Here is a 14098-nt window from a genome sequence, read left to right as displayed (position 1 = left end):
GTTACACCTGGGCGCGGCCGGTTACGGCTGCGACGGCTGCTGTGCCAGTTTTTCGTGCTGGGCGAGCCGGCGCTTGATGCGTCCCAGCATGGCGGACATTCCCCGCATGCGCAGCGGGGTGATGGCCCGCGTGAGGCCAAGACGGTCAGGAACATCGGCCGGAACGGCCAGAATGTCCGCGGCCGGCAGCCCGTTCAGGCCTTCGTACAGGACGCTGGCGAACCCGCGGGTGGTGGGAGCCTCCGGCGGTGCCTTGAAGAACAGCGACACCAGGTGTTCGGGGGAGTCGTCCACGTCCAGGCTGAGGAACACCGGCGACTGGCATTCCACGACCTGTTCCAGCAGTTCGGGGCGGTCGGCTATTTCGGCTGGCAGCTCGGGCAGGCTGCGGGAGAATTCCAGCAGCAGTTCCAGGCGGTCGGATTCCTCCATGGCCTGGAAGTCGTCAATGATCTCGGCCAGGGAGTCCGGGACGGCGGTTTCAGGGGTGGCAGTCATGCGTGGTTCTTTCTTTGAAGCGGTGGAAGATCAGCTGGGGGCGTTGCCGGGTTCTTCACCGCGGGCAATCGGCACACGGACTGCGTTGCCCCATTCGGTCCAGGAGCCGTCATAGTTGCGTACGGATTCGAAGCCGAGCAGGTGCTTGAGGACAAACCAGGTGTGGCTGGAACGTTCGCCGATGCGGCAGTAGGCCACGACGTCGTCGCCCTCCTTCAGCCCGGCGTCGTCCTTGTACAGCGCCTCAAGTTCCTCCCGGCTGCGGAAGGTGCCGTCTTCTGCGGCGGCCTTGCTCCACGGGACGGACTTAGCGGTGGGGATGTGCCCGCCCTTCATGGCGCCCTCGTCCATGTAATCGGGCATGTGGGTGCGTTCGCCGGTGTATTCGGCGGGGGAGCGGACGTCGATCAGCGGTCCCTTGCCCAGGTGTCCGACGACGTCGGGCAGGAAGGCGCGGATCTTCTCGTCGTTGCGCTCCACGACGGGGTACTCGGTGGGGTCCACGGAAACCTTGTCCGTGGTCATCGGCCGGCCTTCGGCAATCCACTTGTCGCGGCCGCCGTCGAGCAGGCGCACGTCCTCGTGGCCGAACAGGGTGAAAACCCAGAGGGCGTAGGCGGCCCACCAGTTGCTCTTGTCGCCGTAGATGACGACGGTGGAGTCCCGGGCGATGCCCTTGCGGGCCATCAGCTGGGCGAAGGCCTTGCCGTCTACGAAGTCGCGGGTGTCGGCATCGTTGAGGTCGGTGTGCCAGTCGATCTTCCGGGCACCGGGGATGTGTCCCGTTTCGTACAGCAGGATGTCCTCGTTGGATTCGAGGACCACCAGGTTCTCCGCGTCCAGGTTGTCGGCCAGCCACTGTGTGGAGACCAGACGTTCCGGATGGGCATAAGCGGTGAACTTGGGGCTGCTGTCAGCTGCGATCGACATACGCGAAACTTCTTTCCTCGACAATTGGGCTTCTATCTAGCCTAACGACGACGGGGACGGAAAACTTCCAACGGACCGAATCGGAGAGGTGGGCGGGGCCTGCGAGCGTGTTGCGGGTGCCGGTGTCCTGCGGTTTGACCGACTCCGCAAACCAACTGGCTGACCCCGCAAATCATCATCGCGGGTGCAGCTCGGGTTGGACGGACCGATCCGGCGAGGGGCTCTGTTTGGCCCTGGATGCAGAGTCTGGAGTATCAGCGTCCTGAGGTAGGTAGTGGGGTTGGAAAGACAGGTATTTTCGGTTTCTTGGAGGGGCTGTTTTGGGGCTGTTTTTGGACCGGAAATGTCAGTGCCGGATGAAATCCTGAGGTATGGATCAGCTCGGGAACACCGGACGGACAACCGAAGAACCAGGCAGTGAAGACCAGCAGCCCGATGGCAAGGCTGGTGAAGCAGATGCGTCCCGTAAGCCTTGCACCCTGTCGGTGTACCGGGCGGAACTGGCTGCCCAGTCTTCCGGGACTGCTGACGCGAGTACGGACACTTCCGCTGCCACTCCTTTCGATGCCGAGCCATCTGGGCCCGGAGCTCCCACCGCTCACGAGAAGGACGCCGAGGCCGGCACCCGGTCAGCCGACATTCCCGTTCCTGATGCCGGGCCTAGTGCCGGAGACCCATCCGAGTCAACTGATCCCGGAGCTCCCACCGCCTCCGATTCCGGAGACGATTGTTCAGCACCCGATCCCGGAGGTCCCACAGCCTCCGATTCCGAAGCCGATAGTCCTGCCGAAGGATATCCGGACGGTTTTACCGGGACTCTCGCCCTTCAGAACATTGAATCCTTTGACGAAACAACGGTCGGCGAAGCCCTGTCCCGGATGGCGCATGCGATGTCCTGGATACAGGCGCAGGAGGCCCGCCTGATGAACCGGATGAAGGAGATTTTCCGGGACGATTTCCATGCCGCGTCGGGGCGACTCGAACCCGGGATGGCGTTCAGCCTCGCAGCTTCTGAATGCGCCGCCATCCTGAACGTCCCGCAGGTCACCGGGCAGCGGCTGTTGTTCGAAGCGGGCATGCTCTGCAGCACCCATGCCGCCACACTGACCGCTCTGGAAGAAGGACGGCTGTCCTACCAGCACGCGCAGGTCGTGTTGGATCAGTGCCAGAAGGTTCCGTCGGAGGTGCTCCCGGAATTTGAGGCGGACCTGTTGAAGGCTGCTGAGGGGAAGACCCGAGCCCAGTTTGCCTGCAAGGCCCGCCGGCTGCGCGAAACCAAGTTTCCGGACACGATCAGCAAACGACACCTGACCGCGTTCGAGCAGCGCAAGGTCACCCTGGACCAGGAAGAAGACGGCATGTCCTGCCTGTCCGCGTATCTGCGGGCCGAGGAAGCGCAGCAGATCTACACGACCCTCAGTACCGCAGCCCGTGGTGAGCAGGCGGCCGGGGATTCCCGGTCCACGGATCAGCTGCGTGCCGACATTCTGGCCCAGTTGCTGATGGGCGGGCTCCGCTCAGGCTCGGGCGGGACGACTGACGGCGGTGGCAAGGCGGGCGGCACGACTGACGGCGGTGGCAAGGCGGGCGGCACGACTGACAGTGGTGGCCGGGCAGCCGGGAAGGCGAGTGCGGGCGGGACCAGGGCGGCCGGCGCCGGTGGGACTGGATGTGATGACGGCAGCGTCGTGCCGCGGGCTGAGATCATGGTCCTGATCAACGCCGAAACACTTTTCGGAGTCGACGACAAGCCGGCCGAACTGCACGGTTACGGACCTATCAGCGCCGAAGCGGCCCGACGGCTCGCCCGGAACGCTGCCGGCTGGACCGGTTTGGTGCAGGATCCGGAGACGGGAGAAATCCTGGGGGTGGGACGGCGCCGGAAAGTTCCGGCCGGGCTTCGCCGCTGGCTTCGGGCCCGCGACGGAACCTGTCGATTTCCCGGCTGCCGGGTCAGTACCGCGAACGCGGACATCGACCACACCATCGACTGGGCGCGCGGCGGTCCCACCGACCACGGGAACCTGGAACACCTCTGCCGCAGGCATCACCGCTTCAAGACCCTGGGCCTTTGGAAAGCCTCCCAACCGACCCCCGGAGTGATCGAGTGGACCTCGCCGACCGGACGCATTTACCGGACCGAACCTTTCCTGGAACTCGGACCACCGGAAACAACACCAAGCCGAGCACCGGACCCTGACCCGCGACCGGATTCCAAGCAGAGAAAGCCGGGACAAACCAAATCAGCGCTGCAAGAACATCTGGAGGACTCGATACCGCCGTTCTGAGCAGACCTACTGAGCGAGCAGATTAAATAATCACGGCACTGTTTATTCAGTTCAGTTGGCGGCACCGATTTCAGTTCAATTGGCGACGTCCGTTCAGTTGGTGACGTCCGCGCGATGTCGCGGTTGACCACGCCAGAAGTGTGGCGCAGGTGCCGCCGCAGGAAAGGCTGCAGCGAAAGTCCCCGGCGGCAGACGCAACGCCAGCACAACAACGGCGGCACCGACCGCCGCGAACATCACCTCCAGTGGCTGATACTCGACAACCACGATTTCCCACGCTTCGAGACCGATGAGAGAAACACCGGCCGCAAACGAAACCAACCGCGCCAAACGGTGCCGCCGCAGGTGCAGCAGCCCCGCAGCCAGATAGCCCCCGCCGCAACCCGCGGCCAGGAGCAGGCCGGGAAGCCGCCAGTTCCGAAACGGGGTCCGCCGCAGCACGGACGGATCGGCATGCAGAAACGCGCCGTCAGGACGCAGAGCCAGGAGCATGCCGCCACCCGCGGCAGCAGCGGAGGTACCGAACTCCAACCCCATAAGCCCCAGCTCGCCCGCCGAATACCGTCGGAACCATCCGACATCCTTCCGCATTGTCATGCTCCGACTATGGGCTGCAGGCCCTGCTCCGTCCATCGGCCGCGTTTCCAAATTCCCAGACGCATTGGCGTATCGTTGCGAGGGCGGCGAAACGCCGCAGGAAAGCAGTCCAGGCACCTGCCGGACGCAGGCATCAAACGGACGGAAAGCGCGCAGTGGCACAACTCGAGCACCTGACAGAACGTACTCCCCAGGTATCGGTGGATGAACTGCTGCAGGGATTCTTCCCCTCGCCCCGGTTCGGCAGCGTGTCCTTCGATTCCTACCGGCCCGATCCGGCGCAGCCGTCGCAGGCCAAAGCCGTGGGCGCGATGCGCACCTTCGCCGCCGACGTCGACACTCCGGAGCCCAGTGCCCTGCGGAAGTTCTTCGGCGGCAAAAAGCCCGAGACCAAAGCCGGGTTCTACCTTGACGGTGGTTTCGGCGTCGGAAAGACCCACCTTCTGGCCTCCCTCTGGCACGCAGTGGAAGGCCCCAAGGCCTTCGGCACGTTCGTGGAGTACACCAACTTGGTGGGCGCGCTGTCCTTCCGCAAGACCGTGGAGGCGCTGAGCACCTACAACCTGGTCTGCATCGACGAATTCGAACTCGACGATCCGGGCGACACGGTGCTGATGTCCCGCCTCATGCGTGAGCTGGCCGACGCCGGCGTGAAGCTCGCAGCGACCTCCAACACCCTGCCGGGTTCCCTGGGCGAAGGCCGCTTTGCCGCCGTTGATTTCCAGCGCGAGATCCAGGTCCTGGCGGACCAGTTCGACGTCGTCCGCATCGACGGCGAGGACTACCGCCACCGCGGACTGCCCGAATCCCCGCAGCCGGTCTCGGACGGTGAACTGGAAAGCCGGATGGAGGCGGAATTCTCCGGCCGGACCGTCGCCGTTGACGACTTCTCCGAACTGATCAACCACCTCTCCCAGGTCCACCCCAGCCGGTACCGCCAGCTGATCGACGGGGTCGACGCCGTGGCCTGGCACAACGTGCAGACCATTACCGAACAGTCCGTGGCGCTGCGCTTTGTAGTGCTGGCGGATCGGCTGTACGACAAGGATGTGCCGATCCTGGCCAGCGGTGTTCCGTTCGATCAGCTGTTCACCAAGGAAATGATGGCCGGCGGCTACATGAAGAAGTATTTCCGCGCCGTCTCCCGTTTGACCGCCCTGGCCCGTGAAGGCCAGACAGGCGAAGCGTCCTGAGTCTCTGAGTCCGGCCGCGCCGGAGGTTAAACGAAGGAAGCGCCGGTGCCGCCTCTCGGCGGGACCGGCGCTTCTTTGTCGTGCTCCTGGGGCTGATTAGGCCGGAGGCGTCTGCTCGGGGCCGTTGCCGGCACCCGGCTCCCGGTTGCGGTTGGTCTTATCAACCGCTTCGGAGGCCTTGCTCTGGAAACCGTCGATCTTGCTGGAGTACTTGCGGCCGGTCTTCTGGTCCACGAAGTTCCCCGCCTGATCGATGCCGCCCTTGATCTTGTCGGCATTCTGTCCGACAAATCCGGTGGCCTTTTCCTTCAGCTCACCGGCCCTGCCCTTGAGCTCGTCAAATACAGACACGGATCACCTCCTTTCACAGGGGAAACCCGCTCGTTTCCCGTTCCCGTCCATGGTAGGTCCGCAAGGGGGTAGAGGAAAGGACTTTCCTCTACCGGCATAGCCTTCGCTAGTCCCGCTCGCCGCCGTCACGGACACCGTCACCGGCGTGACCGTGATGTCCGCCGCGGTGGTGATGGTGGTAGCCGCGGCAGTTGTCATCCAGTTCGACCCGGATGATGCTGCTGGCCGGCGGCGCGGGTTCGGCCGGCGGCTCTGCGACCGGCGGTTCCTCCGCACCCGGCTCCTGCGGTGCACCTCCGGCCAGCACATCCACGGACGCGTACAAGCCGTCCCCGCGCAGTTCCAGGGCGGCCGGCTGGTTGACCTCCAGGAACAGCTGGGGGGTGCCTGTCCCGGCGGGCACCACGGAAATCCGGTTGCCGAACAGTTCTGCCACGAAGATGTCCCCGTTGTCGTTCACCGCCAGTCCGGTTGCCCCGACGAATCCTGAGGCCACCAGCTCCGGCGCGCCCGTAACCGGATTGATTCGGTAAACCGATCCGGGGGCGCCGGCGTCAAACCATCCCGGCAGCGAAGTCACGTACAGGGCGCCGTCGGGTCCGCGTTCGACGTCGGTTGGGACGGGTTCCGCCATGTAGGTGAGTCCGACGATGCACTCGGGAAACCCGAGGCCGGCAGGGAACGTAAACGGAATCGGCGGCAGCACGGCAACCGTGGAGACACTACCGTCGTAGCCGGCCAGGACCAGGGCATTCATCCCGGCGTCGGCCACGACTATTCCGTTCCGTCCCGGCAGGGAAGCAACCGGGTTGGAGTCCCGCAGGCCTGTGTAAGGCGCCGGCTGAATGCTTTCCGGCAGCTGAGCGGCACAATCGGCGGGAACCGCTTCCTCGAAGCCATAGGTATTGATGCCGTCCGGGTTCGCAGCATATTCATAGCCGGCAATGTCGGCGACTGTCCGAACGTTGCCGTTCCGGTCAACGGACTGCAGCAGCCCGATGTTTGTTGCCGGATCCCGCGAGTCCTGCCCGGCACTCACCGAGAAGTAAGTGGTGCCGCGTGTGCGGGAAACGGAAGCGGTGCCATACTCCTGGTCCTGCGGGGCCGCAGCAAGGACTTCAATTCCGCCGCCGTTGGTGACTCGGCTTACGATCCCGGCGAAAGATTGGGCTACATCGATGGTGCCCCTTCGGCCGACGGCGAAGCTGAGGGGACTGACCAGCCCGTCGGCAACGGTGGTTACCTCCCCGGCAACGGGAGCAGGTGATGGTGACGGCGGGTGGTGCCGGCCGCCGGCGGACGCAGGTGAGGCCGCCAGCCCCAGAGCTGCAGTTGCGGCAAGGACGGCGAGGGCAGGTGATGATTTCTTCACGGTGTTCTCCTCAGCATTGGTGGGTGCAATGCGAGACTTGCCTCCAGGCCTCCCGTGGTTTCCCCGCCACGCCCCCGGCCGAGGCAGTTCGAGCCTAGGGGCGGCTGAGTTCCGCGAACACGTAGCTTTTGCACATGGGCCGGCTCGGCGCTCAGAAAAACCAAGTAGTCCGCGGGCGCCTATGTGAGTATTCCGGCTGCACGCCGGGCTCGAGGTGCTGTCCGCCGCCCGGGCGTGGCTCCAGAGGTCATGGGGTTTCGAGTGGTGGACTGGGGCCATATCACCGATGCCCTACCGCCCACGCACGAGGACCGATCGATGCCTGCACGCACTTTGACCCCCGGAGCCCCGTCCCCGCTACCGGAGCACACCCGCCGGCCAATAGCGCATGGACGGGCAGCTCTGACAGCGGTCCTCGGTTGGGTGTTCCTTGGACTCGGCCTGGGTGTGGCGATCGGAATCTCGGAAGCCCTAGGTCAGGCTTTTGGGTGGGGGCGGCTGGCTGTAGTCCTGCTACAGGCACTCCTGATGACCGCCATTGTGGTGCCGGGCATCGTGCTGCTGCGTCGTAGGCTGGACCACCGCGGTCTGGACGGGCTCGGCCTCAGCCGGTCAGCCGTCCGCCCGCTGACCCTGGGCGTCGCCGTCGGCGCCGTGACCGGACTTCTGGTCTGGCTACCCGCCGGACTGGCCGGGTGGATACGTGTGGAAGAGGTCGACGTCGCCGCTTTCCTGGGCTTCCTCCTCTTGAACGGCGTGGTGCTGGCCCTCTATGAGGCGCTTCCGGAGGAACTGGCCCTGCGCGGGTATGTCTGGACGAACCTGCGGGACGGCTGGGGGACCGCGGTCGCGACGCTGGTGACCACGGCCCTGTTCCCGTTCATTGGAGTGGTGGTTGGTCCGGTGCGGTGGGCTGTCAGCACGATGCTCGGGGGCGACGGCGGGCACATCGAGGTGTTCCCGGCAGGCAATGACCCGGTTGTTTATATCGTGCAGCTGGTGCTGTTCGGGCTGGCGCTCATAGCGGCCCGCCGCATCCCTCTGTCCGGGGCGTTGCTGGTGGCGGTTGCATTCCACTGGACGCAGCTGACGGTCACCCGCACGATTCTCGGCGGAACGGGATGGCTCGACTCAGGATGGACCATCACGTTTGTTGAACCGGACGCTATCGCTCTTGTCCTGGTGCACATAGTCCTTGCCGGCATTGTCTTCGTAGCCATACGGCGGCGGCTGGAGCGCCGGGCCGGCCAAGCGGGGTCGGGGGAAACGGGCTCCCGCTAAGCAGGTTCCGCCATCGCAAGAAGGCGGGCGCGGGCGGCTTTGAGTTCAGCCGCAGTCAGGTAGGGGGTTCCGACAGAGGCAGCGATTCCTTCAGCCGCATAGCGGATAATCAACGACAGGACGGAATCGATACCGTCGGCGTCGAAAGCTTTCCGCCATTTCTCCGCATCTGCCTTAAGCACCTCCTGGCCGGTCTGGTCACTCCCGATAATGAGCAGGAGCGAACCGGCCGAGAAGACGTCTCGTGCTGCGGCGTCGTCGTCGGTCAAAGTCCGGATGTACGCGCGGAGCAGCCTGCCCGGCCGGTCCTCTGATAAATCCAAGCGCTCGTGGACCGCGTCCCGGAAGCGCTGTGACACGTCTACCAGGATTGCTTCCTCAAGGGCGCTTCTGGTGGTGAAGTGGTGGGTCAGCGCACCCTTGGACACTCCGGCTGCTGCCGCAATGTCAGCCAGGCTGACGTTCGCGCCGTGCGTGTAGAACATTCGGGACGCGGCGTCGATAATCGCTCGCCGGGTCCGCTCCTTGTCGCGTGTTGCTATCGATTCAGCGGGTTCCATGAGGTCCTCCGGTGTTCTTGTCCGACGGGATGAGCTGCCAGGCGATAACCGCGGCCACCACCAGCAGCGCGGCAGCAATAAACGATGTCACCTGCATGCCGTGCGTGAACGCCTGCTGCGCCAGGGCCAGCAATGCGTCATCGGTTCCGCCCAGTTCACCGGCGGCGCTGGCCAGGGAATCCTGCAACGCTGCCGCCGCTTCGGGCGGCGTGCCGGCGGGAACCTCCAGCTGCGCCCGGTAGAGGGCGGTCTGGACCGATCCGAGGACACCGATGCCCAGGGCAACACCGAGCTCATAGGCCGTCTCGGCGATAGAGGATGCGGCACCGGCACGTGCCGGCGGAGCCGCAGCCACCACGGCATCCGTGGACAGCGTCATGGCCAGGCCCGTCCCCAGGCCGATCACCGCCAGTGCAATTCCTATGCCCAGGTAGCTGGGCAGCCCTTCGGTCAGCCCGAGCATCGCCAGCCCGAGGGCACCGATGAGCAGGCCGGCTGCAATCGCACGCCCCAGACCCAGCTTGGACAAGGCGAACCCGACCACACCTACAACGGCCAGGGACGCAACCGTCGCGGGCATTTCGGCCATGCCGGCCCTGAAGGGGGAGTATCCGCGAACCAATTGCAGGTATTGGGAGAAGAAGAACAGCAGTCCGAAGAAGGCAAAGATCGAAAGCGCGTTGGCGGCAACCGCTCCGCCGAAGGCTGGAATGCGGAACAGGCTGATGTCGACCAGGGGTGTTTCCAGCCTTTGCTGCCGCCGGACGAAAACCCACCCGGCGGCCAGACCAAGGAGGAGGCCCGGGAAGACGGACCAGTCGATCCCTTGACCGACCACCTGCTTGACGGCGTAGACCACCGGCACAATGGCCAGTACCGAAAGCACGGCGGAAACGAGGTCGATTCTTCCGGCGTCGGGATTGCGCGACTCGGGTAGGAGCCAAATGCCAAGGACCACGATGAGGGCGATCACCGGAACGTTGATCAGGAAGACCGAACCCCACCAGAAGAATTCCAGCAGGGCGCCGCCTACCAGCGGCCCGACCGCGCCGCCTGCCATTGCTCCGGCAGACCAAATAGCTATGGCCCGCGTCCGCTGGACCGGATCGTGGAACAGGTTGCGGATGATCGACAGGGTTGACGGCATGATGGTCGCGCCGGCAATACCCAGCAAAGCGCGGGCTGCAATCAGGATCTCCGCGGAAGGCGCGAAGGCCGCCAGCAGAGAGGCACCGCCGAAGGCGATGCTCCCGATCATCAGGAGCCGTTTACGGCCGATCCGGTCCGCGAGGTTGCCCATGGTTACCAGCAGCCCGGCGAGGACAAACGAATAAATGTCACCGATCCAGAGGATCTGTGTCGCGGTAGGCGCAAGCTCGGCAGTCAGCGCGGGGACAGCCATGTAGAGGACGGTTCCATCAATGGCCAGCAGGGTCACGGCCAGGATCAGGACGATGAGCGCGAGCCATTCCTTGCGCCCCGCCTTGGCCGGAGAGATGTGGGGGTACGTGCTCATGTCCCTAGGCTAACAAACCATATGGTTCGTTGCCGATCGCTAGGCTGGCGAACCATTCGGCCTTCCGGCAAGGACTCAGCGCGGCGAAAGCATTACACATACCAAGCCGAGAGATTATCGAATCTGCGCGAGACCACTCCGGACACCGCCGCCTAGGGCTTGACGGTATTCGCGGCCCACGCAATAGTTTCACTAATGCGCGGGGCCGGAAGCCCGTGCATTAGCGGATATTCCAATGCGATATCAGGGGGAGCAGTGATGGAAAAGGCGAAGTGGTCGTCCGCGGAAGTCGTGATTTTCGGTGTTGCGGTTTTTTGCTTGATTCTGGCGCTCGTGGTGGCACCCGTGTTTTCGCCGGGTATTGCGTCGGCACAATGGGTTCCGTTGGGGATCGGCGCTTTTCTCGCCTTCGAATTCGTGGATGTCAGGCGCCGCCGCACGTCGGCCTAAGACGCTGCTCAGCCGATCCAGGAACGCATCGTTTCGATCAGCGGCTCGGTAGGCCTTCCGATCAGCTTGGACAGCTCTCCCGGCGCCGGAGCCAGCGCGCCGTCGCGCATGTTGGCATTGAGCGTGCCCAGGAATCCAGCGGTCCCCTCATCGAGTCCGAGGCCGATCAGTTGTTTCTGTTCCTCCGCCGGTGTCAGGACCTCGTAGCGGACGGGGGTGCCAAGCACCTCCTGCGCGGCAGCCGCGAACTCCGTGTAGGTCCAGGCCGTGTCCCCGGACAACTCATAGGCCTTGCCCTCATGGCCCGGAGTGCTCAGCACGACGGCGGCCGCCTCGGCATAGTCCCGGCGCGGAGCGCTGGCAATGCGGCCTGAACCCACACTGTTGGCAACGACGCCCGTCCGGCGTGCGGCGTCGAACTCCTGCCGGTGGTTTTCCGTGTACCAGCCGTGACGCAGAAAGGTCGACGGAATGCCGGAGGCGGTGATGAGCTCCTCCGTGGCCCGATGATCCGGAGCGAGGGCGAGCACCGTCGTCGGCGCGTCAAGAACCGACGTGTAGACCAGATGACGAACCCCGGCATCCTGCGCCGCTTCCACCGCGGTGGCGTGCTGCGGCACGCGCCGTCCCGGTTCGCTCATGGAAATAAGCAGGACCTTTTCGACGCCGTCCAGCACACCGGCTGCGGTGGCGGCGTCGTTAAGGTCAACCCGTGCGGTACGCAGGCCGCGGTCGGCAAGCTCGGACAGGCGGTCCCGGTTGCGGCCGAGGGCAAGAACGTTCCCCGGGGCGGTGCCGCGTCCTATCAGGGAGTCGATCGTGAGGCCGCCGAGCTGTCCGGTTGCACCGAAGATGGCAATGCTCATGGATGGTTCCTTTCAACGAGGATCCGGGAGGCCATCCCGGCGGCAGGAATCGGTGACAGAGTAGGACACCGCTGCCTAGGTCGCCAGCGAGGCAAGTGGACGGTACCGTTTTGCACATCGACAGCCGGCAGCCAGCCGAGCAGACGCAGAAGGGGGCACCATGGCTTCGCAGAGATTGGCCGGGGGCGTCAGGTTCGTAGAGCGCCCGCCCGGATGGCTTCGGTGGGGAGGCGGTGCCTTCCTGGCGGCTGTTGGCGGCGCGTTGGCCGTCGGGGCAGCTGCCGATTCCGTCTGGCCGTTGTATTTAGCCGCCGCAGGACTCCTGCTCGCCGCCGGTTGGTGGTGCTTCCTTGCACGGATCACGGTCGCGGTGGACCAGCAGGCCGCCACCCTGAGAGGACCTCTGTGGAAGCGCTCCATTCAGCGCCAAAACATACAGGACATCACGGTGGCCAAAGATCACGGCCTGAATACCGGATTGGTGAACTGGCCGGTGACACGGCACGCACACGGTTCCCTGACGAGGCTTAATCTGGGCGGCGCCGGTGCCGTGACGTTCTCCGACGGCGGCAGCCACCGCTACCAAGTGGTGCTGGAGGATCTTTCTGCCGCCGAGGACCTGGCCGAGGTGCTCAGGGCCTGATCCGCGGCCGGCGCCGAGGTGTGCCACAATCGTGGCCATGCCGCTGACTTCCGTCTCCGTCGACAATGGTTCCCTGAGGATTGTCTGGTCCTTCACCGCGCCGGTTGAGGCCGTCTGGAACGGATTGACCGATGCCGGGTTGCTGTCCCAATGGCTGGGCCGGCCGATCGAATGCGACGTGCGGACCGGCGGAACGGTCGCCGTCGACCACGGCGAAGGCTACCTATCCCGCAGCGTGGTCACGGAAATGGCCCGCCCGGAGAAGCTGGCCATGACCTGGGAGTTCCCGGAGGAACCGGTTTCCCGGATCGCCATCCGGCTGCGCACCGCCGATGCCGGAACACTGCTGGAATTCGCGCATCACGATCTCGGGACTCTTGTGGATTCCTACGGCCCCGGTTGGATCACCCACCTGACGTATCTGGAGGCCGCCGTCGCCGGTGCTGCACTTCCCAACGCACAGTTCTGGCCGCTGCATTCCACTCTGGAGACCCTGTATGCGGCCCATATGGAGCAGAAGCGGATCACGCCCTGACGTTTTTCTTCTGCAGGATGATCTCCGTCTCGACGGGCGTAAAACCAAGCCGGGTGTTGATGGACCGCATCCAGACATTCTGATCATCGCTGCTGGTCCGGACTCTTGAGACATTTCCACTTTCAACAGCACGGTGCAGCGACGCCAGCTTCACAGCTGCCCCGAGACCGTGGCCGCGGTGCCCGGTAACCACGAGCGTTCCCTCAATCTGCGCCGGGCGGTCGGGATCGGCGGCGGCGAGCAAACAGGTCCACGCCGCCACGTTTCCGTTCCGGTCCACGGCAATGGATTCAATGACCCTGTGTCCCTGGGCCACCCACAGATCGATTTCTTCAGCGTATTCAGCGGGGGAGACCGGGGTCTCGCCCCAGCCGAGCTCACCGTTGGGGGCCTCGGCATCCACCAGGCCTTTGATTTGTCCCACTAGTTCCCGGAACCGTTCCGGGACGCCGTTGACGTACGTCGAGATCTCATAGCCCGGCGCCGTCGTCGAGCCGGTCAACTGTGCGTCGCGGAGGTCAAGTTCGACGACGGTTTCGGTGGTCGCCGCGGTATTGCCCAGCGGGGAGGCGAACTTCCGGGCGAGCGCATCGATTTCGGCTGTGGTGGAGCGGCAGGCGCTTGCCACGAACCTCATGGTCGACGCCGGACTCGCATCTTCCGCTGCACGGGCCAGTGCGGATCCAACTCCCGTATTCTGGTGGGCAGGATCGACCCAGACGAATATCCATGTGGTGTCCGGAGTGTCCACTGAATTCATCCCGGCAGCAAAGCCAAGCAGCGTGGCCCCGTTCCAGGCACCGACGAGGCGATTCTGCCAGCCGTTGGGTGTGCGCCACCCGAGAATGCGTGCTTCCCGGCCGAGGGGAGTCCATCCGGTCCGGACATTTTGGTTGGCTGCGCACTCAACGCGGTACGCAGCAGCCATGCCGGCATCATCAGTGAGGTCCAGCGGGCGGATGTCCATGGACGACACTCTAGGCAGTTAAAACAATTCCGGCGCAGCACCCGTGGGTGC

15 protein-coding genes are annotated in these 14098 nt (G+C 64.7%); 6 read left to right on the top strand and 9 right to left on the bottom strand.

The window, feature by feature from the left end; translation table 11 throughout:
* Positions 1-21: 21 nt before the first annotated feature.
* Positions 22-498 carry a SufE family protein gene (locus NNX37_RS10350; protein ID WP_255792506.1) on the bottom strand — a complete coding sequence of 159 codons (477 nt, stop codon included), beginning with the start codon at positions 496-498 and terminating at the stop codon, positions 22-24.
* A 30-nt stretch (positions 499-528) separates the two neighbouring features.
* Entirely contained in the window at positions 529-1428 is a 900-nt protein-coding gene (locus NNX37_RS10345) for a sulfurtransferase (protein WP_255792504.1), read from the bottom strand.
* A 371-nt stretch (positions 1429-1799) separates the two neighbouring features.
* Here NNX37_RS10345 and NNX37_RS10340 point away from each other — a divergent pair, with 371 nt between their 5' ends.
* Positions 1800-3716 carry a DUF222 domain-containing protein gene (locus tag NNX37_RS10340; RefSeq protein WP_255792502.1) on the top strand — a complete coding sequence of 639 codons (1917 nt, stop codon included), beginning with the start codon at positions 1800-1802 and terminating at the stop codon, positions 3714-3716.
* A gap of 93 nt (positions 3717-3809) precedes the next feature.
* Here NNX37_RS10340 and NNX37_RS10335 read toward each other — a convergent pair whose 3' ends face one another.
* A complete protein-coding gene (locus NNX37_RS10335) occupies positions 3810-4313 on the bottom strand; it encodes a hypothetical protein (protein WP_255792500.1) in 504 nt (167 codons plus the stop codon).
* A gap of 155 nt (positions 4314-4468) precedes the next feature.
* Here NNX37_RS10335 and zapE point away from each other — a divergent pair, with 155 nt between their 5' ends.
* Complete coding sequence (gene zapE, locus NNX37_RS10330) at positions 4469-5506, top strand: cell division protein ZapE (RefSeq protein WP_255792499.1); 1038 nt, start codon at positions 4469-4471, stop codon at positions 5504-5506.
* Between the two features lie 96 nt (positions 5507-5602).
* On the opposite strand, the gene NNX37_RS10325 is transcribed toward zapE, so the two are convergent.
* Entirely contained in the window at positions 5603-5857 is a 255-nt protein-coding gene (locus tag NNX37_RS10325) for an antitoxin (RefSeq protein ID WP_255792498.1), read from the bottom strand.
* Between the two features lie 106 nt (positions 5858-5963).
* Positions 5964-7229, bottom strand: a complete 1266-nt coding sequence (locus NNX37_RS10320; RefSeq protein WP_255792496.1) for a ScyD/ScyE family protein — start codon at positions 7227-7229, stop codon at positions 5964-5966.
* A gap of 528 nt (positions 7230-7757) precedes the next feature.
* Between NNX37_RS10320 and NNX37_RS10315 the strand changes: the two genes are divergently transcribed.
* Positions 7758-8510: a CPBP family glutamic-type intramembrane protease gene (locus NNX37_RS10315; RefSeq protein ID WP_255792495.1), complete on the top strand. Its 753-nt coding sequence runs from the start codon at positions 7758-7760 to the stop codon at positions 8508-8510.
* Here NNX37_RS10315 and NNX37_RS10310 read toward each other — a convergent pair.
* Positions 8507-9070 (bottom strand): TetR/AcrR family transcriptional regulator, encoded by a 564-nt coding sequence (locus tag NNX37_RS10310; protein ID WP_255792494.1) that lies wholly within the window; start codon positions 9068-9070, stop codon positions 8507-8509. The genes NNX37_RS10315 and NNX37_RS10310 overlap by 4 nt on opposite strands.
* Positions 9057-10586, bottom strand: coding sequence for an MFS transporter (locus NNX37_RS10305; RefSeq protein ID WP_255792492.1), 1530 nt, complete (start codon positions 10584-10586; stop codon positions 9057-9059). Before NNX37_RS10305 ends, NNX37_RS10310 begins: the two co-directional genes overlap by 14 nt.
* A gap of 258 nt (positions 10587-10844) precedes the next feature.
* On the opposite strand from NNX37_RS10305, the gene NNX37_RS10300 reads away from it, so the two are divergent.
* Positions 10845-11036, top strand: coding sequence for a hypothetical protein (locus NNX37_RS10300; RefSeq protein ID WP_255792490.1), 192 nt, complete (start codon positions 10845-10847; stop codon positions 11034-11036).
* Between the two features lie 8 nt (positions 11037-11044).
* Here the strand turns inward: NNX37_RS10300 and NNX37_RS10295 are convergent, their stop codons facing one another.
* Complete coding sequence (locus NNX37_RS10295) at positions 11045-11902, bottom strand: SDR family oxidoreductase (RefSeq protein WP_255792488.1); 858 nt, start codon at positions 11900-11902, stop codon at positions 11045-11047.
* Between the two features lie 160 nt (positions 11903-12062).
* On the opposite strand from NNX37_RS10295, the gene NNX37_RS10290 reads away from it, so the two are divergent.
* The gene (locus NNX37_RS10290; protein WP_255792485.1) at positions 12063-12545 is read left to right on the top strand and encodes a hypothetical protein; all 483 of its coding nucleotides are present in this window, start codon (positions 12063-12065) and stop codon (positions 12543-12545) included.
* Between the two features lie 37 nt (positions 12546-12582).
* The gene (locus tag NNX37_RS10285) at positions 12583-13080 is read left to right on the top strand and encodes an SRPBCC domain-containing protein (RefSeq protein ID WP_255792482.1); all 498 of its coding nucleotides are present in this window, start codon (positions 12583-12585) and stop codon (positions 13078-13080) included.
* Here NNX37_RS10285 and NNX37_RS10280 read toward each other — a convergent pair.
* The gene (locus NNX37_RS10280) at positions 13070-14047 is read right to left on the bottom strand and encodes a GNAT family N-acetyltransferase (RefSeq protein ID WP_255792479.1); all 978 of its coding nucleotides are present in this window, start codon (positions 14045-14047) and stop codon (positions 13070-13072) included. The two genes, NNX37_RS10285 and NNX37_RS10280, sit on opposite strands and share 11 nt — an antisense overlap.
* Between the last annotated feature and the right edge of the window lie 51 nt (positions 14048-14098).

It is taken from the genome of Arthrobacter zhaoxinii (genome assembly GCF_024385505.1).
Taxonomy (GTDB): domain Bacteria; phylum Actinomycetota; class Actinomycetes; order Actinomycetales; family Micrococcaceae; genus Arthrobacter_B; species Arthrobacter_B zhaoxinii.
This window is presented reverse-complemented; position numbering and strand designations above follow the sequence as displayed.